This is a genomic window from Yinghuangia seranimata, from assembly GCF_029953285.1.
In the GTDB taxonomy this organism is placed as follows: domain Bacteria; phylum Actinomycetota; class Actinomycetes; order Streptomycetales; family Streptomycetaceae; genus Yinghuangia; species Yinghuangia seranimata.
Genome location: NZ_JASAOI010000037.1, coordinates 134,084 through 152,426 on the forward strand (window position 1 = coordinate 134,084; position 18,343 = coordinate 152,426).

18 protein-coding genes are annotated in these 18,343 nt (G+C 75.1%); 2 read left to right on the forward strand and 16 right to left on the reverse strand.

What is annotated here, in order from left to right:
• Positions 1–28: 28 nt before the first annotated feature.
• The 3 genes from QI554_RS23465 to QI554_RS23475 form a co-directional block, all read right to left on the reverse strand.
• Positions 29–2,134: a DUF5808 domain-containing protein gene (locus tag QI554_RS23465; RefSeq protein WP_281472179.1), complete on the reverse strand. Its 2,106-nt coding sequence runs from the start codon at positions 2,132–2,134 to the stop codon at positions 29–31.
• Between the two features lie 2 nt (positions 2,135–2,136).
• The gene (locus QI554_RS23470; RefSeq protein ID WP_281472180.1) at positions 2,137–2,556 is read right to left on the reverse strand and encodes a GntR family transcriptional regulator; all 420 of its coding nucleotides are present in this window, start codon (positions 2,554–2,556) and stop codon (positions 2,137–2,139) included.
• Between the two features lie 696 nt (positions 2,557–3,252).
• The gene (locus tag QI554_RS23475; protein ID WP_281472181.1) at positions 3,253–3,990 is read right to left on the reverse strand and encodes a PASTA domain-containing protein; all 738 of its coding nucleotides are present in this window, start codon (positions 3,988–3,990) and stop codon (positions 3,253–3,255) included.
• A gap of 257 nt (positions 3,991–4,247) precedes the next feature.
• Between QI554_RS23475 and QI554_RS23480 the strand changes: the two genes are divergently transcribed.
• Entirely contained in the window at positions 4,248–4,535 is a 288-nt protein-coding gene (locus QI554_RS23480; RefSeq protein ID WP_281472182.1) for a hypothetical protein, read from the forward strand.
• Positions 4,536–4,967: 432 nt separating this feature from the next.
• On the opposite strand, the gene QI554_RS23485 is transcribed toward QI554_RS23480, so the two are convergent.
• Both QI554_RS23485 and QI554_RS23490 read right to left on the reverse strand, forming a co-directional pair.
• A complete protein-coding gene (locus QI554_RS23485; protein ID WP_281472183.1) occupies positions 4,968–5,477 on the reverse strand; it encodes a hypothetical protein in 510 nt (169 codons plus the stop codon).
• Complete coding sequence (locus tag QI554_RS23490; RefSeq protein ID WP_281472184.1) at positions 5,474–6,388, reverse strand: arginase family protein; 915 nt, start codon at positions 6,386–6,388, stop codon at positions 5,474–5,476. Before QI554_RS23490 ends, QI554_RS23485 begins: the two co-directional genes overlap by 4 nt.
• Before the next feature lie 91 nt (positions 6,389–6,479).
• On the opposite strand from QI554_RS23490, the gene QI554_RS23495 reads away from it, so the two are divergent.
• Positions 6,480–7,154, forward strand: coding sequence for a CGNR zinc finger domain-containing protein (locus QI554_RS23495; protein ID WP_281472185.1), 675 nt, complete (start codon positions 6,480–6,482; stop codon positions 7,152–7,154).
• A 205-nt stretch (positions 7,155–7,359) separates the two neighbouring features.
• Here the strand turns inward: QI554_RS23495 and QI554_RS23500 are convergent, their stop codons facing one another.
• The 11 genes from QI554_RS23500 to QI554_RS23550 all read right to left on the reverse strand — a co-directional run bounded on the left by QI554_RS23500 (position 7,360) and on the right by QI554_RS23550 (position 18,253).
• The gene (locus tag QI554_RS23500) at positions 7,360–8,307 is read right to left on the reverse strand and encodes a PDR/VanB family oxidoreductase (RefSeq protein ID WP_281472186.1); all 948 of its coding nucleotides are present in this window, start codon (positions 8,305–8,307) and stop codon (positions 7,360–7,362) included.
• A complete protein-coding gene (locus QI554_RS23505; protein WP_281472187.1) occupies positions 8,304–9,341 on the reverse strand; it encodes an aromatic ring-hydroxylating dioxygenase subunit alpha in 1,038 nt (345 codons plus the stop codon). Before QI554_RS23505 ends, QI554_RS23500 begins: the two co-directional genes overlap by 4 nt.
• A gap of 172 nt (positions 9,342–9,513) precedes the next feature.
• Positions 9,514–10,299: an IclR family transcriptional regulator gene (locus QI554_RS23510; protein WP_281472188.1), complete on the reverse strand. Its 786-nt coding sequence runs from the start codon at positions 10,297–10,299 to the stop codon at positions 9,514–9,516.
• Positions 10,300–10,460: 161 nt separating this feature from the next.
• Positions 10,461–10,940, reverse strand: a complete 480-nt coding sequence (locus tag QI554_RS23515) for a MerR family transcriptional regulator (protein ID WP_281472189.1) — start codon at positions 10,938–10,940, stop codon at positions 10,461–10,463.
• 11 nt (positions 10,941–10,951) lie between these two features.
• On the reverse strand, positions 10,952–11,815 hold the full coding sequence (locus QI554_RS23520) for an SDR family NAD(P)-dependent oxidoreductase (RefSeq protein WP_281472190.1): 864 nt from the start codon (positions 11,813–11,815) through the stop codon (positions 10,952–10,954).
• A gap of 222 nt (positions 11,816–12,037) precedes the next feature.
• Positions 12,038–13,288 carry an aspartate--tRNA(Asn) ligase gene (gene aspS / locus QI554_RS23525; protein ID WP_281472191.1) on the reverse strand — a complete coding sequence of 417 codons (1,251 nt, stop codon included), beginning with the start codon at positions 13,286–13,288 and terminating at the stop codon, positions 12,038–12,040.
• A 605-nt stretch (positions 13,289–13,893) separates the two neighbouring features.
• Positions 13,894–14,577, reverse strand: coding sequence for a class I SAM-dependent methyltransferase (locus QI554_RS23530; RefSeq protein WP_281472192.1), 684 nt, complete (start codon positions 14,575–14,577; stop codon positions 13,894–13,896).
• 239 nt (positions 14,578–14,816) lie between these two features.
• Positions 14,817–15,161: a hypothetical protein gene (locus QI554_RS23535; RefSeq protein ID WP_281472193.1), complete on the reverse strand. Its 345-nt coding sequence runs from the start codon at positions 15,159–15,161 to the stop codon at positions 14,817–14,819.
• Between the two features lie 7 nt (positions 15,162–15,168).
• Entirely contained in the window at positions 15,169–15,963 is a 795-nt protein-coding gene (locus tag QI554_RS23540; RefSeq protein ID WP_281472194.1) for a hypothetical protein, read from the reverse strand.
• Between the two features lie 114 nt (positions 15,964–16,077).
• Complete coding sequence (locus tag QI554_RS23545; RefSeq protein WP_281472195.1) at positions 16,078–16,788, reverse strand: response regulator; 711 nt, start codon at positions 16,786–16,788, stop codon at positions 16,078–16,080.
• Complete coding sequence (locus QI554_RS23550) at positions 16,781–18,253, reverse strand: sensor histidine kinase (protein ID WP_281472196.1); 1,473 nt, start codon at positions 18,251–18,253, stop codon at positions 16,781–16,783. The genes QI554_RS23545 and QI554_RS23550 overlap by 8 nt, the downstream gene beginning before the upstream one ends.
• Between the last annotated feature and the right edge of the window lie 90 nt (positions 18,254–18,343).

An 18,343-nucleotide genomic window follows, 5' to 3' on the forward strand; every position in this document is an offset into this window, starting at 1 on the left:
CGCGGCCGCCGGCCGTCCCGCGCCGCTGTCAGGCGCGGCGGCGCCAGGGCTGGTCGAACTGGTGGAGCGCGTCGAGGACCGACGGGTCGAGCACCTTGGTCTGGGGCGGTGCGGCGGCCGGGCGGAGCAGGTGGTCGACGCCGTCGAGGCGCCGTTCGACGAGCGACGCGGTGCCGGTCTCGCGGAGCGCGGCGGTGAACGGCGGCAGGGTGTCGCAGGGCACGTTGGAGTCGGCGGTGCCGCAGGTGACCTCGACGCGGGTGCCGGGCGGGATCCCGCGGGCGGCCTGGAGCGGGTCGGTGGCGTCGTCGGTCCGGACGAAGCGGCTGTTGTAGGGCGAGAAGAGCCCGTTGAGCAGGTCCGCGAACGGGGGCAGCAGGCCGCTGGTGTCGGCGGCGCGTTCGGCGCGGAAGTCCGCGACGGCGCGGGTGATCCCGGCCTTGTTGGACGCGGCCGTGGCGGCGTCGACGCGGCCGGCGGCGGCCAGTTGGTCGAGCTGGTCGCCGAGTTGCCGGGATATCAGGTCGAGGAGCCGCTGGTCCTGCGGTGCCAGCAGGGCCAGGCCGGCCGGGGCCGGGCTGACGTCGTGCGCGGCCAGGAGCGCGTGCAGGGCGCCTTCGCTGTGGCCGATGATCAGCAGCGCCCGCGGGTCGGACTCCGGCTGGTCGCGCATGACGGCGTACGCGGCTTCCGCCTGCCGGGTGAAGGCGGCCATGTCGATGCGGCCCGGATCGTCCCGGTAGGCGCCGGGGCCGGTCCGCCCGGAGTCGTACTTGTCGAACCGCAGGGACATGACCCCGTCCGCGTCCAGGGCGTTCGCGGTGAGGGCGAGGGTGTCGACGACCATTGCGGGCGGCTGGTTGCCGTCGCGGTCGGTCGTTCCGCTGCCCGGCAGCAGGAGGGCCGCCGCCAGGCGCTGTCCGGCCCGGTGGGCGGGGACGTGGACGGTGCCGTAGGTGAGCGTGCCGTCCACGGTGAAGGTGACGTCGCGGTCGGTGGCCGCGATGGTGGTGTGCTCGGGCGCCCGCCACGCGACGGTGAGGGCGACGACGAGGGCGACGGACGTCAGGAGCAGCAGCACCGCGCGCGGGTTGCCAGCGTTGACGGTCCAGCCGATCCCGAACCGTTTGCGGACGAGCAGCGCGGGGTCCTGCCGGTTCACGTACACGATTCCGGCCCTCCAGTGGCGGTCGTCGTCGGCGTGGACGAGCCCGCTGTCCGGCTCGACGGTGCTCTCGTCGGGGCCGTCCGCGGCGGCCGGGCCGCTGTCCTGGGCGGTGCGTGCGGCCGCGACGACGAGGACCGCGAGCCCGAACGCCACGGGCGCGAGCGGCAGCACAGGGGGGATCTCGCCGGCGCCGTCCCAGATCCTGAGCGCGGCCAGCAGCATCGACAGGTCGAGGGCGGCCGCCAGCACCAGCAGCGCCGCACCCATCCGGGCGACGTACCGGCGGTGCCCCGCCGCGCTCGCCACCGGCCGGGCCGGGTCGAGGTCGGCCCGCCCGCGCAGGACGGCCCAGACCGTCGCCGTGATGAGGGCCGTCAGCGCCACCTGGCCGAAGACGGGCACGAAGGCTACGCCGACCGACTTGTCCGCGAACCCGACGGCCGTCCCGTCGAAGCCGAAGTACATCGGCAGGCGCTGCGGCATGTCGTCGTAGCGGGCCGCGCCGATCGCCGCCGTCGCCGCGGTCAGCAGGACGGACGGGAGCGCCCACAGCCACGGGAACGGCTGCCGGCTCGTCCGCAACGAGGTGTCGGCGGCCACGCCTTGGCGCAGGCCCTCGTACCAGCCGCCGGCCTGCTTGGCGGCCAGCACCGCCCGGCGGGCCCGGGTGTAGCCGGTCACGTACACGGCGAGGACGACGAACGCCGGGACGGTCCCCACCACTTCGGCACCCGCCCCGTCGGGGAAGAAGCCGGCGAGCACGCAGCCCGCCACCGGCACGACCGCGCCCCAGCCGACCAGCCAACGCCGGTAGGGCCGCAGCTGACCGACGATGGCCGGCTCGTTCCGGCGGGCCGCCGGAATCCGTACGCCGAACGGGAGGTCCGGCGGCGTCAGCGACGGCATGAGCCACGCCAACACCAGAAGGACCGCCGGGACGAGCGCCCCGGACACAACCACCGCCATGTTCACTGCAGTTCCCCCTCGCTGGGTATGTGCGCCGCTCCGGTCCCGAAGTCGTCCAGCGCCGCTCCGCACGCCGCGAGCACCGCGGCTGCGTCCAGGCCCTGGGCCACCGCCTCGGCCAGCAGCGTGCGCATCCGACCCGCCCACTCCTCGGCGAACCCCGGCTCCGCCGGGCCCGATCGGGGATCGCGCCGCACGACCGCCCCGCTCTTGCGGTTGATCAGCAGCAGCCCTTCGTGCCGCAGCTGGTCGTACGCCTTGCCGACGGTGTGGAAGTTGATGCCGAGGTCGCCCGCAAGCTGACGGGTCGACGGCAGCGGGCTGCCCGCGACGAGCTCCCCGGCGGCGATGGCCGCCACAACCTGGTCCCGGATCTGCTGATAGATCGGGACCTCACTGCTCAGATCAAGGTTCAGGATCACATCGACTCCACCGATCCGCTATCTGCTCTATAACTTATAGAACAGATAGCCGGCGTGCTGCAAGACGCGTCTGCGAGGCCACAGCCCGCGGGAACATCAACAGCCGCGGCACGCAGCCACCGGTATGCGCCCCGACCCGCGTGGCCGTCGCCGGCGCGTGACGCGTACCGCATGCTCGGCAGGGCCGCCCTCCCCGGCGGATCCGCCTCGGCCCGGCCGCGGCCCGAAGTCTCCCGTCGGATGCGGACGGCCGGGCCCCGGACCGTGAACTCACGGCCGCGCCAACGGGCTTCGGGCGGGAGGGCGCGCGGGCGCGTCGGCCGCGCCCGCGATGATGGTGCGCATGACGACGGGTCAGGCGGACGACCGTCCGCCGGCGGGGTGGTCCGCGGCGGAGCAGTCGCTGTGGCACGCCTACCGCGAGGGACGGGTACTGGACCTGCGGACGGGCGACGCGGCACGACGGGCACGGACAAGGCGGTCGCGATGACGTTGACCATCGCGGGCTGGGTGCTCGTCACGACGGTCGTGACGGGGGTCGGGCGCACGCTCCAGCGGCAGTAGGCGGCGTGCGGCGTGCGGCCGCGTGAACGGGACGGCCGCCGGTGTGGTGTGGTGTCCGGGGCCGGGCGCGGCGGCGGGCTGACGGGGGTGCCCGGTCGGGCCGCCCTGTCGACCCGCCGCCGACGTCGTGCCTCAGCCGCAGCCGTACACGCGGGTGATGTCGACGAGGCTGCCTTTCGCGACCACCGTGCCGGCGGGCGGGGTGAAGGCGACCACGTAGCACCGGTTCCAGACCGGGTTCGCCGCGTGGTCCACCGAGTCCTGGTCCATCACGAGTCCGGCGGCCCGCACCGTCGCGGTGGCGTCGCGGTAGCTCTTGTTCATGATGTCCGGCACGACGGCTGTGTCCGGTTTCGCCACGGTCACGGTCACCCGGGTGCCCTTCGCCGCCTGGGTGCCCGAGGCGGGGCTGGTCGCCGTGACCGTGCCCTGGGGTTTCGCGGACACGGCGTCCACGCGCACGACGGTGAACCCGGCGGCGGTCAACCGGGCCGCGGCGTCGGCGTACGCGGCGCCCAGCACGTCGGGGACGGGGGCGGGGACCGGGGCCTGTGCCGTCTGCGACGCCGTGGACGCCGCCGGGGACTTCGCGGCCGTGGACGCGGGGGGCTTGGAGGTGGAACTGCGGGCGCCGCCTGCGGTCGCGGGGTTGGCCGACACAGAGGACGCCGCGGGCGGGCCGCTCGGGCCGGGTGCCGCGCCCTCGGGCGACGGCGTCACCGCTACGCCGGTCGCGACCGCGCTGCGGGTGGCCGGGTCACGGCCTGCGGCGTCTCCGTTCCCGCACGCCGCGAGCAGCGCCAGGGCGAGGACGGCCGCCGCCGCGCCCGGAAGCCGACGGGCGGCATCGCGGGCCGCGGGGGAACGCATGGGCAGGACGGCATGAGGCACGAGACGCTCTCTCCTGGTGAATTCGTGGGTGTGGCAGGGGTGTTCGAAACAGCGGGGCGCCGTAGACGGCGCGGAGGCCGGCGTCGAAGCCGTCGGCCGGAACGCGAGGCGGGTGCCGGGACACCGCGTGCGGTCGCGGCGCGTCTGCGCGGTCGACCCGGCCGGTCGACGGGGCGCGGGGGCACGTGTGGGGGGCGGGGCCATTACGCGGGCGGGGCGGGATCGTTCACCCGGGCATGAACGAGATCGCACGCAGCACCTCCTCTATTGGCGCGCGCACGGTCGCGCGGACGACGGCCCGCGTCCTGCTCGGGACGGTCGCCACCGCCGCGGCGCTCACCGCGGCCGCCGGGTCCGCCCAGGCCGTCGCCGTCGTCAACCCCGACCTCGGCGGCCTGCCCGCCACGGCGAGCGACATCGCGTCGACGAACCTGCTCCAGCCGACCAAAGCCCCGCAGGCCGCGGCGCAGCCCGGTGGGGAGGACGTCTCCGCCGACGTCGCGCTGCCGGGCGTGGCGGACTGAACCGCGCAGGACGGCGTAGGCACCGGAGCTCCCGAAGATCAGGCTGCGCTGCGCCGGTTGCGGCGTCGGACGCCAACGCCGGAGGCGCCCCGGGCGAGAGTGCGCGGGAGGGGTGCCGGCGCTGTTCAGGCTGCCGGAGACGCTCGTGGCGTAGCGACAGCGGAGCAGTGGCGCGGCTTGAACGTTCGGCGGGGGAGGTGGCTCGGCTGAACCGACTCCGTCGCGTTCGGCCGTCGCCTGCGCGGTGGTGCGACGGAGCAGAGCGGGGACGGCGCCCGTCGAGCGTGGCACGGGTTTCGCGGCGAGCCCCGGTTGGCCGGAGTGCTCGGCGGTGATGCGGTCAGCTCTCCCGGTCGTGGTCGCAACGACGTCGCTGGTCGTGTGCCTAACCGCAGCCGGTTCCCCACGCGACCCGCCGCCCGTGGCGCCTGCTCACGGCAGTCGGCGGGCGTGGACCTCCTGGTCGAGGTGCCAGGTGTGGCCGCCGTCCGTGGAGCGTTCGTTGCGCCAGTGGAACGTGTCGGCGGTGACGGCGCCGAAGGTCCAGCGGACGAGGGTGGCGCCGGCGGCGCGTTCCATGACGATCTCGTCGTCGATCTGGCGGGCGTACATCTGGACGACGTCGCCGCGGGCGGTGCCGTGGAAGGTGAAGCGCCACAGCTGCAGGCGCGGGTCCCAGATGCGGACGCACAGGCCGCACTCCTGGTCCTGCGTCCTGCCGCCGGCGGGGAGGTCCGCGGGTGCGGGCCAGCGCCAGACGTCGATGACGGCGCGGCCTTCGAGGGCGTAGCCGAACTCCCATTCGCCGCTGACCCGGCGGGGCGGTGTGCCGTCGGCGGGGTGGTAGGTGATCTCGGTGGCCCAGTGCCCGGCGAGGCGTCCGAACTGCTCGATTTCGGACGGGTGGAGGGGGCTGGGGCCGTCGGCGAGCAGCGTTTTCACGCGCGGGCCTCCGTGGTCGTGAGGAGGGGGGTGAGGGCGGAGGCGAGGCAGTCGACGATGGGGGCGGCGTAGGCGTGGTCGGGGTCGAGGTCCGGGTCGTAGATGGCGACGTCGAGGCCGACGATCCGGCCGGTGGTGATGAGCGCCGCGACGAGGTCGGTGAGCTGGGGGAAGTCCAGGCCGGGGCGGCCGGGGGAGTCGACGGCGGGCAGGACGCGTTCGTCGAGGACGTCGAGGTCGATGTGGAGCCAGACGCGGTCGAGCGCGCGGTCGTCGAGGCGGGCGGCGACCCGTTCGGCGATGTCGGCGACGCCGGTGCGTTGGATCTCCTGGGCGGTGAAGCGGGTGACCGGGGGCGTGTCGTCGTCCTCGCGGTCGCCGATCTGGACGACGTCGTCGTCGGCGACCAGCGGCCGGCCTACGTCCGGCCAGTGGGTGAGGAGGAGTTCGCCGCGGCCGGTGGCGAGGGCGAGGTCCATGCCGGCGGCGGAGCCGAGCGAGGCGGCGGCGTCGTAGTTTCCGGGGTGGCGGAAGTCGCTGTGGCCGTCGAGGTGGACGAGTCCGCAGCGTCCGCCGCGCCGGGCGCCCAGGAGGCAGCCGAGCAGGATGCTGCAGTCGCCGCCGAGGACGACAGGGAATCGGGACGCGGCGAGGGTGGTGTGGACGGCGTCGGCGAGCTTGAGGGTGTGCTCGCGGAGGGTGACGCCGTTGCGGACGCGGGTCGCGGGCTGCGGGTCGACGGCGTAGGGCGGGCGGTCGAGTTCCACGAGGGCGGCGGGTCCGAGGCGGGCTTCGAGGCCGGCGGCGAGGAGTGCGTTCGGGGCGCGCCAGGTGCCGGGTTCGCGCCCGGGTGCGGGCGGGCGCAGGCCGATGTTCCAGGGGGCGGCGATGAGATCGACGGCGGCTGCCATGGCGTCCTTCCACCGAAAGAGGATTCCAACCGGATAACCCAAGTACACTGGTTGGAATGAGGCGGCGCAAGCCCACGAGAGGCGGACCTACGTGACGGGAACCATCCAGGCGCACACCTTCCGGCCCCGCGACCTGGTCGGCGGACACGTCGTCGTCGACCTGCTCAACACCGTCACCGCCCGCGGCCCCGAGCCGATCGACTGGCTCGACGGCTACCCGCGCCTGCTGGAATGGGCCGCCCTCACCGGCCGGTTCGACCCGGCGGTCCTCGCCCGCCTGGCCCGGGCGGCGGAGGCCGAGCCCCGCGCCGCCGCACAGGCCCTCGACCGCGCCCGCGACCTGCGCGAGGCCCTCCACGACGTTGTCACCGCACTCCTCGCGCACGACGACGCCCCGCCCCCGGCCGGAGCACTGGAACGGGTCGAGCGGCACTGGAAGCACGCCGCCGCCCGCGCCCGCCTCACCGTCCACGGCGACACGGCGCGGCTCGCGGCCGCCGCCGAGGCGTCGGGACTGGACTACCTCGCCGACGAACTCGCCCTCCAGGCCCTGGACCTGCTGCGCGACCTGCCCCACGAACGCACCCGCGTCTGCCCCGGCCCCCGCTGCGGCTGGCTGTTCATCGACACCTCCCGAGGCGGCCGCCGCCGCTGGTGCGACATGGGCACGTGCGGGAACGCGACCAAGGGCAAGGCCCACTACCAGCGCAAACGACAGGCCGAGAGCGGGGAGCGCGGCGGCGGGGCGGACGCGCCCTCGCTGTAGACGGCCGTAGATGCGCCGATGGCCGCGGACGCTGGAGCGGCCTGGACGCCGAGCAGCAGGAGGCAGCCGGCCGCGACCAGGGTGAGGAGCCCGCGAGGTAGACGCGCACGTGACACCTGCGTGAACTCGTCCACGCCGCCGACGGCTTGAAGTCGTCCAACCGGCCTGAACGGTGGGCGCGGCGCGGCTCTCCGGAGATGATCACTCACAGATCGAGCACGAGGCGCGGCCCCGTGCAGCGCGACACGCAGATCATCATGGTGTCGCCCGCCGCGCGTTCCGCCGCTGTCAGCACACTGTCGCGGTGGTCCGGCACACCGTCCAGCACGTCGGTCTCGCAGGTGCCGCAGGTGCCTTCGGCACAGGAGTAGAGCACCTCGATCCCGGCCGCCCGCACGGTCTCCAGGACCGACGCCGTCGGCGCCACGGGCAGGGTCCGCCCGGAGCGTGCCAGGACGACCGTGAAGCCGGTGCGGGGGGCCGCGTCGTCCGCGGCCGGCCGGAACCGCTCGATCCGCAGGGCGTCGTCCGGCCGGCACCGGCCCACCGCGTCGAGCAACGGCCCCGGCCCGCAGCAGTACACGAGCGTGCCCGGGGCCGCGCCTCGCAGGTGGTCGGCGACGTCGAGCAGTCCGCTCTCGTCGTGCGGCGCGATCCGCACCCGATCGCCGTAGCCCTCCAGTTCGTCCAGGAACGCCATCGACCCGCGCGTGCGTCCGCCGTAGAGCAGGGTCCACTCGGCTCCGGCGGCCTGTGCCTGGGCGAGCATCGGCAAGATGGGCGTGATGCCGATGCCGCCCGCGATGAACCGGTAGCGGGCCGCGGGTTCCAGGACGAAGTGGTTGCGCGGCCCCCGCACGCGCACCCGTGCGCCGGGGGTGAGCCGGGCGTGGACGTACGCGGATCCGCCGCGGCCGCCGGGCTCCTTCAGCACCGCGACGCGCCACGCCGCGCGGTCGTCGGGGCTGCCGCACAGCGAGTACTGGCGGGTCATCCCGTCGGGGAGCAGCACGTCGACGTGCGCTCCCGGCGTCCACCCCGGCAGGGCCCCGCCGTCGGACCGGCGCAGCGTCAGGGCCACGACGCCGTCGGCCGGTGCGGTGCGGGCCGCGACGGTCAGTTCGAGGGTCGGCTCCAGGGTCGGCTCGCTCACGGCGTCACCGCGGCCGAGCCGGGCACGGCGGCGGCCGCCAGGGCGGCCAGCATGCGACGGGCCGCGAGGGCGCCCGTGTCGATGCCGATGCTCAGCTCCTGGTAGCCCTCCGGCTCCGTGTCGAGCGTCCGCTGGAGCAGATTGAGCGCGTCGACGTCCTGGATGACGACCTCGCGGTTGAAGTCGTACAGGAAGGCGTCCAGCTCGGCGTCGTCCGTCGCGAAGTCGCGGGACACCGCCCAGAAGTCGTACACCGTGCCGGGGGCCGACGGGGTGATGGCGTACGTGATCTCCGTACGGAACACCCGCTCCGGCTCACCGACCGGGGAGATCCGGCTGTGCAGCAGGTACAGGCACGGCGCGAAGTACTCGATGTCCTGCCACCGCGTGATGCGGCCGGCGATGCCCGTGGAGCGGGCGTAGAACGGCGGGCACGCGGCGTCCGCCATGCGCCTGCTCACGCGCACGACGCGGGCGTCCTCGTCGACGTCGGTGGTGATCGGGCTCTCCGCGACCTCGGGTGTGCCGATGTAGCCGTTGTGCAGGTAGGTCTCGTGCGACAGGTCGAGCAGGTTGTCGACCAGCAGACCGTAGTCGGCGTCGATCGGCTCCATGCCGCGGACGGTCGCCCAGCCCGGGGCGTCCAGGTGCCGCGCCCGCGGCACGGCCGCCGGGTCGGCGAGGTCCGGGCTGCCGATCCACACCCACACCAGGGAGTCCCGCTCCACGACGGGGTATGCGGCCACCCGCGCCGTGCGCGGTATGCGGGTCTGCCCGGGCACCCGGACACACGCCCCGGTCCGGTCGTACGTGAAGCCGTGGTAGCCGCACACGACGGTGTCGTTCTCCAGGCTGCTCGCCGAGAGCGGGTAGCGGCGGTGCACGCAGCGGTCGGCCAGCGCGACCACGGCACCGTCCTCCTCGGAGCGGAACAGGACGAGGGGCTCGCCCAGGATCGTGCGGCCGAGCAGGTCCCGAGCCACCTCCTCGGCATACGCCGCGACGTACCACTGATTGCGCACAAACTCCGTCATGGTGCCTCCAGCGGCGACGAGTTCCGGGGATGTCGCGGACAGGCTCGCGGCGGGCCGTCCCTCACCGCAACGGAACTTCCGCCCAGCGAAAGACCACGGCGCCCGTCGAGGCGCTCCGGGCGCGAAACCCGGTTCCGGACCCGGCGCGGCACGCCGCCGAGGTCGCGCGGGTTCAGCGCTGCGGGCGGCCCAGTGCCCGCGAGATCCCCCGGGCGGCGAGCCGGACCACCGGCACGAGGGCGTGCGGCTGGGTCGTGCGCACGGGCGCGACAACGGAGACGGCTGCGACGACGTCGCCGTGCGGTCCGAACACCGGCGCGGCCACCGACACCGCGTCGTCGGTGATCTGGCGGTCGCTCACCGCGCAGCCCGTCGCCCGCACATCGGCCAGCACGCGGCGCAGATGCACGGGGTCGGTGATCGTGTACGGGGTGTAGGAAGCCTGCAGGCTGCCGCACACCTCGTCGACGACCGCGCGGTCGGCATGCGCGAGCAGCGCCAGGCCGACGCCGGTGGCGTGCAGCGGCCAGCGTCCGCCGACGCGCGTGCGGACACCGACCGCCGACTGGCCGAAGATGCGTTCGATGAAGAGGACCTCGAAACCGTCGCGGACCGCCAGTTGGACGTTCTCGTGGGTGGTTTCGTACAGGTCTTCGAGGAACGGCAGCGCGGCCTGCCGCAGGCCCAGTCCCCGGGGTGCGAGGGTGGCGACCTCCCACAGGCGCAATCCGATGTGGTACGCCCCGGACCCGTCCCGCTCCAGGGCACCCCAGCGCGCCAGTGCGGCGACCACCCGGTGCGCGGTGGGCAACGGGAGGTCCGCACGGCGGCTGATCTCCGTCAGCGTGAGCGCGGGATGGTCGAAGTCGAACGCGTCCAACACCGACAGCAGGCGGTCGGCGGCCGACCGCGGCTGTGGCGGGTCGTACGCACCCGGCTCAGCGTCGTGCCCGCTCACCCGCCGCCCTTTCGGAACAGTGCCGCTCCTCGCCGACGTCCATCATCACCCAGCCGCAGGTCGGCACGACCGTCGACCCGCCTCACCGGACACGGGGGCACCGCGTCCACGACGAGGCCGGCCGGCGGGGCGGCTCTCCGCCGCGTACGGCGGGGCGGCCGTCACAGGTCCGGAACGTCCGGACCCGCCGACCCGCCGTACGTCGCGATCTTGTACTCGGTCGCGGCGAGGGACAGCGTCAGCTCGCGCATCCGGCGGCGGATCGTGTCGCGGTGCTCGATGAGCATGTCGAGGCGCTCCGGCTCGGTGTGCTCGCCGGCGTCGACGAGCGCGATGTAGTGCTGGAGGTCGCGCATCGGCATGCCGGACAGCCGCATCCGGGTCAGGAACACCAGCCGCCGCACCGCCTCGGTGTCGTACACGCGGTGGCCGTTGGCGTCGCGGGGCACGTCCACCAGCCCGGCCCGCTCGTAGTAGCGCAGCGTGTGGGGCGACAGGTCGAGGAGGTCGGCGACCTCCGCGATCGTCATCGCCTCGGTCGCCGCGGCGGTGTCGGTGAGGCGGAGCAGCGCCTCGACGGACAGGGCGTCGTCGTCCCCGAAGGACTCCAGGGCCCTGGTCATCAGGTCGTCGGTGGGCATGACCGTCAACCCTAGATCGCCCGGGCCGACGCCGGGACGCCGGCGAAGTCCGCGCCGCGGGCGGTGTCCGCCCACCGCTCGACCTCGGCCAGGCCGCGCCGGTACGCGCCCGAGATGCGCTCGACCGCCTCGCTCCCGAGCGGCAGCCGCAACGGCACCTCGTCGCCGTGCGCGAGCCCGACGAGGATCTCCGCCGCCCGCACCGGGTCGCCCTCCTGGGCGCCGTCGGCCCCGGCCATGTCCGCCCGGACCCCGTCGAGCAGCTCCCCGTACACCTCGGACGGCTCGGCGAACTCCAGCACGTCGGCGGCGTTGAACCCGGTCCGGAACCGGCTCGGCTCCACGATCAGCACCCGCACCCCGAACGGCGCCACCTCCCCGGCCAGCGCCTCCGACCAGCCCTCCAGCGCGAACTTCGACGCCGAGTACGCCGACACGCCCGGGAACGACATGCGGCCGCCCTGGCTGCTCATCTGCACGATCGTCCCCGAGCCCTGCGCGCGCATCGCGGGCAGCGCCGCGCGGACCAGCGCGGCGGGGCCGAACAGGTGCAGCTCCATCAACTCGCGCAGCGGCGCGTCGCCGAGCTCCTCGACCGCGCCGACCACGGCCCGGCCCGCGTTGTTGACCAGCACGTCGAGCCGGCCGAAACGCTCCAGGGTGTCCCGCACGAGGCCGTCGGCCGCAGCGGTGTCGCGGGCGTCGAACTCCGCGACCAGGCAACGCTCCGGGTAGGCCGCCGCAAGGTCCGCCACGCTCTCCGGCCGCCGCACCGCCGCCGTCACACGGTCGCCCGCCGCCAGCGCCGCCTCCGCCAGGGCGCGGCCCAGGCCGCGGGACGCGCCGGTGATGATCCAGGTCTGTGTCGTCGTCATGCCGGGGACGCTAGGCCTTCGAGCGCGCTCGAACGCAAACCCGGGGCGTCGGCGGACGGGTTCGCGGCCGAAGGGCGGGGCGGGGTACGGGACCTGGGGGTACGGGAGCCGGGAGGTCGGCAGGCCTCGTCGGGCCTCGTCGGGCACGACCACTCACCGCTGGCGGCGGCCGGCAGGGGTCCGCCCGTCCCGTCCCGGACGGACCCCCCGACCGCCCCGCGCCTACGGCGTCAACCGGTGCAGGTCACGCGGGAACAGCGTCGCGCTGCGCACGTTCTCCGCCCCGACCAGCCGCGCCGTCCACCGCTCCAGGCCGAGCGCGAACCCGCCGTGCGGCGGCATCCCGTGCCGGAACGCCGCCAGGTAGCCGGCGTACGGCTCGGCCGCCTCGCCGCGGGCCGCGAGCGCCGCAACGTAGTCCTCGTACCGGTGCAGCCGCTGCCCGCCGGTGACCAGTTCCAGGCCGCGGAAGAGCAGGTCGAAGCTGTTCGAGTACGCCTCCCGGCCCGGCTCGGGGTGCGTGTAGAACGGCCGCTTCGCCATCGGGTAGCCGGTGACGAACAGGAACTCGCTGCCGTGCTCGCGCACCGCCCACTGCGACAGCCACCGCTCGTGCGCGGGCGCGAGGTCCGGTTCGCCGCGCGGGTCCTCGCCGGTGTGCGCGGCGAGCAGCTCCTGCGCGTCGGCGAAGTGCACGTGCGGGATCTCCTCCGGGACGCGCGGGAGATCGACGCCGAGCAGCGCGCACTCCGCCCCGGCCCGCTCCGCCACGGCGGCGGCCATGCCGGCCAGGACCTCGCGGACGACGGCCATCACGTCCCGGTGGTCGGCGACGAACCCGAGCTCGGCGTCGAGCGAGGTGTACTGGGCGAGGTGCCGCGCGGTGTCGTGGGGTTCGGCGCGGAACACCGGCCCCGTCTCGTACACGCGCTCGAACACGCCGACCATCGCCTGTTTGAAGAACTGCGGCGACTGCGCCAGGAACGCGCGTGATCCGAACCAGTCGACACCGAACACGTTCGCACCCGACTCGGTCGCCGACGCGACGATCTTTGGCGTGTGGATCTCGGTGAACCCGGCCGCGTCCAGCACCGCGCGGAACCCGGCCGTCGACGCGGCCGCGATCGCGTGGGGGGCGCGCAGCAGCGGATGCCGCAGCGCGACCGGCGCGTGGTCGAGGACCGTCGGCAGCGCCGCGGACACGCTCGGCCGGTACAGGTCGAACGGCGGCGCGGCCGCCCGGGACGACAGCACCGTCACGGTCGGAGACGTCACCTCGACGCCGCCGGGCGCCTGCGGGTTCGCGGTCGCGGTGCCGGCGACCTCGACGACGGTCTCCTCGGTCAGGTCCGGCAGCCCGGCCGCGTGCGGGCCGACCGCAACGGCCTGCGCGAGCCCGGTGCGGTCGCGGACGACGAGGAACGTCGCCGACTTCAGGACCCGGCGGCGGTGCAGCCAGCCGCGCAGCACCACCTGCTCGCCGACACGGGCCGGCAGATCGGCGGCCAGCGTCCTGGCGGCGGCAGCGGAGGAAGCGGAGGAAGCGGAATGAGCCGAGTGGGCGGCGTGAGCCGCGGAAGGCCCGGGCGGCTCGGGAGCCGACGGAGTCGCGGAACTCGCTGGAGTAGAACGGGAGATCATCACAGGCCTCGCGGGGGTGCGTGCTGATCCCTTGGGAGTGCGGGCGAGAAGGGGACTCGCGGTGCCACCGCACTTTCGCCGCCGCCAGCCCTCGACCGTGACGGTCGACGGCGTGGCGGGGCCTTCGAGCGGCCCGGTGACGGGGGCCGGCCGGCGGGGCATGGGGCCCGGGGCCGGGCCGTTCCTCCCCGCACTCGGGAGGGTCTTCACCACCGGGGACAGGTCCGCCTTCGCAACGAGGGGCGGCTCTCTCCTACCTGCCCGGTCCGGCGGCTACTCGTTCTCCGTCGACGCGTTCCCAGGAGGCTACGTCCGGCCCGCCCGACGCGGCAACCGAGTTCCCCACCACGCCGACCGGGTGAACCACCGCCCCCGTCCGTGCGTAGCCGCCCGGCGGCGGGCACGGCGACGAGGCGGCTCCGAAGCCGGAGTCCGGGTCACCGGCGGGCCCGGACCGCCCGTACCGCGAACACGATCGGCGTCGGCGAGCCGCTCTCCGCGAACCGCTCCAGGCGCAGCCCGGCGTCCACGAACGCGCCCAGCAGGGCAGGGAGCGGCAGGTGGGTGGCGCCGACCTTGTCGCGGACGCCCTGCGCGGTCCACGACTTCCGCGTCCACGCGCCGTCCAGGTAGCCGGGGCGCACGAGGATCGCGTCCGGGTCGCTGCGGTCGGCGAACCCGCCGCAGAAGCACGGGTGGACGCCGATGTGCACGAACACCCCGCCCGGGCGCAGCACCCGGGCGACCTCGCGCAGCACCCGCGGGTAGTCGGGCATGTCGGTGTGCACCATCACCGCCACGGCGGCCAGCAGGACGACGGATGCGACGGGCAGCCGCGCCGCGTCCCCGCACACGACCGGCAGGCGTCCGCGGGTGTGGGCGTGGCGCAGCATGCCGTGCGACAGGTCGAGCCCGAACGGCGTCCACCCGAGCGCCCGGACACGGTCCGCGTGGACGCCGGTGCCGCAGCCGATCTCCAGGCAGGGTCCGGTGCCGGGGCCGAGGAGGTCGTCCAACAGGTGGCCGAGGCCGAGCGGATGGCCGTCGGAGGACGGGTCGCGGGTGAGGAACTCGGTCTCGTACCAGTCGGCGACGGCGTCGTAGGGAGCGGGCGTGGGCATGGCGCCTCCGGGATATCGCGGCCTCCGGCGTGTCGCCGCCCCACCCCGGCCCGGGCGCGGCAGCGGCCGGTCACCGTCATCCCTGCCCGGTCCGGCGGACGCGGGCGCGAGGTTCCGCCGAGGGCGGAGCAAGCGGAAGCACGGAACCGCGTACGCCCGGGCCCGGTTCGGCGTGGTTGGGGGCTGCGGTGCCCAGGCATGTCGTGCCCCGGTTCCGCCGGTGTGCCCGTCCCGGGGCGTCAGTCTTCGGTGTCGTCGAAGGGCTCGTCGGTCCAGCGCCATGACGCGGTGCCGTCGGCGTGGACGTGCAGGAGGAACTCGGCGACCGGGCGGCCGTCCGGGAACAGCAGGGTCAGGTCGGCGCGGATGCGGTCGTAGCAGGCGTCGAACAGTTCGTCGTCGCCCGCCTCCAGGGCCTGCTCCTGGTCGGCGAAGACGGCGCGGAACTCGTCGAAGGCGGGGAGCGGTTCGACGTCGGCGAACGTCCACGGCATGTCGGCGCCGGTCACCGTCAGGCGGGCGACGTCGCGGTCGCCGTGGCGCAGCAGCCACACGCTGCCGTCGGTCAGGTGGGGGTTGGCCATCGCCCGATCATGCCGTGCCGCGCCGACGCCAGGCGCGTAGTGCCGAGACCGCCTCGTCCCGGGTCAAGGGACCGTGTTCTTGCGCCAACTCCTTGAGGTACCGCGCCGCTGCGCCGACCGCCGGCCCGGGAGGGAGCCCGAGCACGTCCATGATCGTCCGGCCGTCCAGGACGGCGGGCAGCTCGTCGACCTGCCTGCGGCGTTCGGTGTCGGCGGCCGCCAGGAACCGCGCCTCCCGCTGTGCCAGTGCCGCCGCGTGGCCCGAGGCCCTGACGGCCCGGCCGGCGGCGCGCCAGGCGTCACTGCCGCGTTCCCAGCCCAGCCCGGCGCGGTGGAACAGGTCGACGTATCGCGGGGCCGCGCCGTCGCGTCCGGACGGCTGGTCGGCCCGGACGGCACCGAGCAGGGCCAGTGCGTGGTTGATCGGCCAGTGCGGGCGTGGTCCCGTGAACTCGTCGTCGTACGCAGGGCCCCACTGCCGGACCCCGGCCCGCCACACGACAGCGGCCTGCGATCCGGCACCGCCGAAGAACTCGGCCTCCACATAGGCGACCGGCCCGCGCCGGGACCAGCGCGACAGCACCGCCTCCAGCGCGGGGGGCACGGACGTGAGCGGCTCACCCGACCTGGGCCCGCCCGGCCGCGTTCCCGGCACGGACACCCCGTGCAGCGGCACGTCCTCGGCCGGCACCAGCCCCAAGCCGTCCCGCAACGCCGCCACCGGCACCGGCACATCGCCGGCCTCGGCGGCGCAGCCGCACAGCAGCTCGAAATCCGCGATCACCGCGGACAGTTCGTACACGCGTCCTCCGTGGCGGAAGCATCATCCGACGCGCGCTGGGCGCGACGCCCGCCCGACACCGTAGCCCGGGACGTGGACCGGCGAGGTCGCGGGAACAAGGCAACGGGGCTGGTGTCAGCCGAGGATCCCGCGGGTGTAGCCGGCGGCGACGGCGGAGGCGCGGTCGTTGGCGTCGAGTTTGGCGAAGATGTGGGTCAGGTGGGTCTTCACGGTGGCCTCGCTGATGAACAGGGCTCGGGCGATCTCGCGGTTCGAGGTGCCGCGGGCGACCAGTTCGAGGACTTCGCGTTCGCGGGTGCTGAGTGTCGTGACCGGGGCGGCGGGCGTGCGGACGCGCTGGACGAGCCGGGAGGCGACCGCGGGGGACAGGACGGTGCGTCCGGCGGCCGCGGCGCGCACGGCGGCGAAGAGTTCGTCGCGCGGGGTGTCCTTGAGCAGGTAGCCGGTGGCGCCCGCCTCGATGGCCGGGAGGGTGTCGGAGTCGGTGTCGTACGTCGTCAGCACCAGGACGCGGGCGCGGGCGCCGCGCCGGGCGAGCTCGGTGATGGCCGCGACCCCGCCGCCGCCGGGCATGCGCAGGTCCATCAGGACGACGTCCGGGTCGAGGCGTTCGGCCAGTTCGACGGCGGCCGGCCCGTCGGCGGCGTCGGCCAGGACCTCGAAGTCGGGGGCGGCGGCGAACATGCCGCGCAGGCCGTCGCGGACGACGGGGTGGTCGTCGGCGATGACGAGCGTGATGGGGGCCGGTTCGGTCCCGTGCGGGCGGGGCGGGAGCGCGTCGGAGGCGCCGCGGTGCGGGCTGTCGTGCTGGTCGGTCTCAGGCATGGCGGACCAACGGTACGCGGGCCGACACCGCCGTGCCCTGCCCGGGCTCCGACTCGATCTCCACGGTCCCGGCGAGGCGTTCCGCGCGGGCGCGCATGCCGCCGAGCCCGAACCCGCCGCCCGGCCCCGGCGGAGCCAGCGCGTCGGGCTCGAAGCCGCGGCCGTCGTCGCGGACGTCGAGGGTCACCTCGTCGCCCATGTAGGACAGGGTGACGCCGACGCGGGACGCGGCCGCGTGACGGCGGGCGTTCGCGAGGGCCTCCTGGGCGATGCGCAGCAGGGTCGCCTCGATCTCGCCGTGCAGGGGCTCGACGTCGCCGGTGACGGTCAGGTCGGCGCGTACGCCGGTCTCGTCCGCCCATGCGGCGACGGTCTTGCGCAACGCGTCCGGCAGCGCGTCGTGTTCGAGCGCGCGCGGGGACAGGCCGTGGACGGAGCGGCGGGCCTCGCCGAGGCTGTCGCGGGCCAGCGCGGCGGCGCGCCGCACGTGGGTGCGGGCCGTGTCGGGGTCGGTGTCGGCGGTGTCGTCGGCGGCCTGGAGCTGCGTGACGATGCCGGCCAGGCCCTGCGCGATGGTGTCGTGGATCTCCGCGGCCAGCCGGCGGCGTTCCTCGGCGACGCCGGCCTCGCGGGCCTGGACGAGGAGCTGCGCGTGCAGCCCGGCGTTCTCGGACAGGGCCCGCTCCAGGCGGGCGTTCGCCTCGGCGAGGTCGCCGATCATGGCGGCCTTGGCGCGGGTGTTCTCGGTCTCCTGCGCGGACAGGTGGGACAGCACCAGCGTCAGGCACGCGTTGAGCCCGAACAGGCCCCCGAACGCGACCCACGCGACCGGGCTTCCGGGCGGCAGCCCGCCGGCCTGCGAGCCGGCCATCGTCACGGCGGTGGCGAGGAGCGCCGCGCGGACCAGGCGCGCGGGGAGCAGGCGGTCGGCGTCGAAGTACCCGAGGACGGCGTAGATCGCGTAGAACGGGTTGAGCCAGGTGAGCGCGAACGCGAGGGCGTAGCGGGCGGCGTAGTAGAAGGCGGCGGCGCGGCGGTGGGGGGCGCGGGCGACGGGCGCGGGTGGGGTGGTCGTCGCGCCGGCGGCCGCGTCTGTGGCCGCGTTGGTGGCCGCGTTGGTGCGCGCCCACCACATGTGCAGCGCGAGCGCGGCCGCGGTGAGGGCCGCGACGCCGTACCAGCGCGTGGGCGAGGTGATCGACGTGCGGGTCGCGGCCGCCACGGCGGTGGCCGCCGCGAGCAGCAGGTACGGGCCCCAGCGGAAGAACAGCGCCCAGCGCTCCTCGACCTGGGCGTCCGCGACGCGCGCGTCGGCCGGCAGCCCGGGGGCGGGCGGCGTTTCCTGCTGGGCGGCCGCTGTGTCGAGCGCTTGCCGTGCGGCCGCCGCGGTGTCGGAGGGCGCGGTGTCGGAGGGCGCACCGTCCACGGGGTCGGTCTGCCGGGCGGGCGTGGTCGGTGCGGGCATGGGCGCCAGTCTCCCTGGGACGGCGGCGCGGGCGCGCACCGGCTCCTGCCCGGTGTACACGCCCGTGGCCCGACCCTGTCGTCTCCGTGG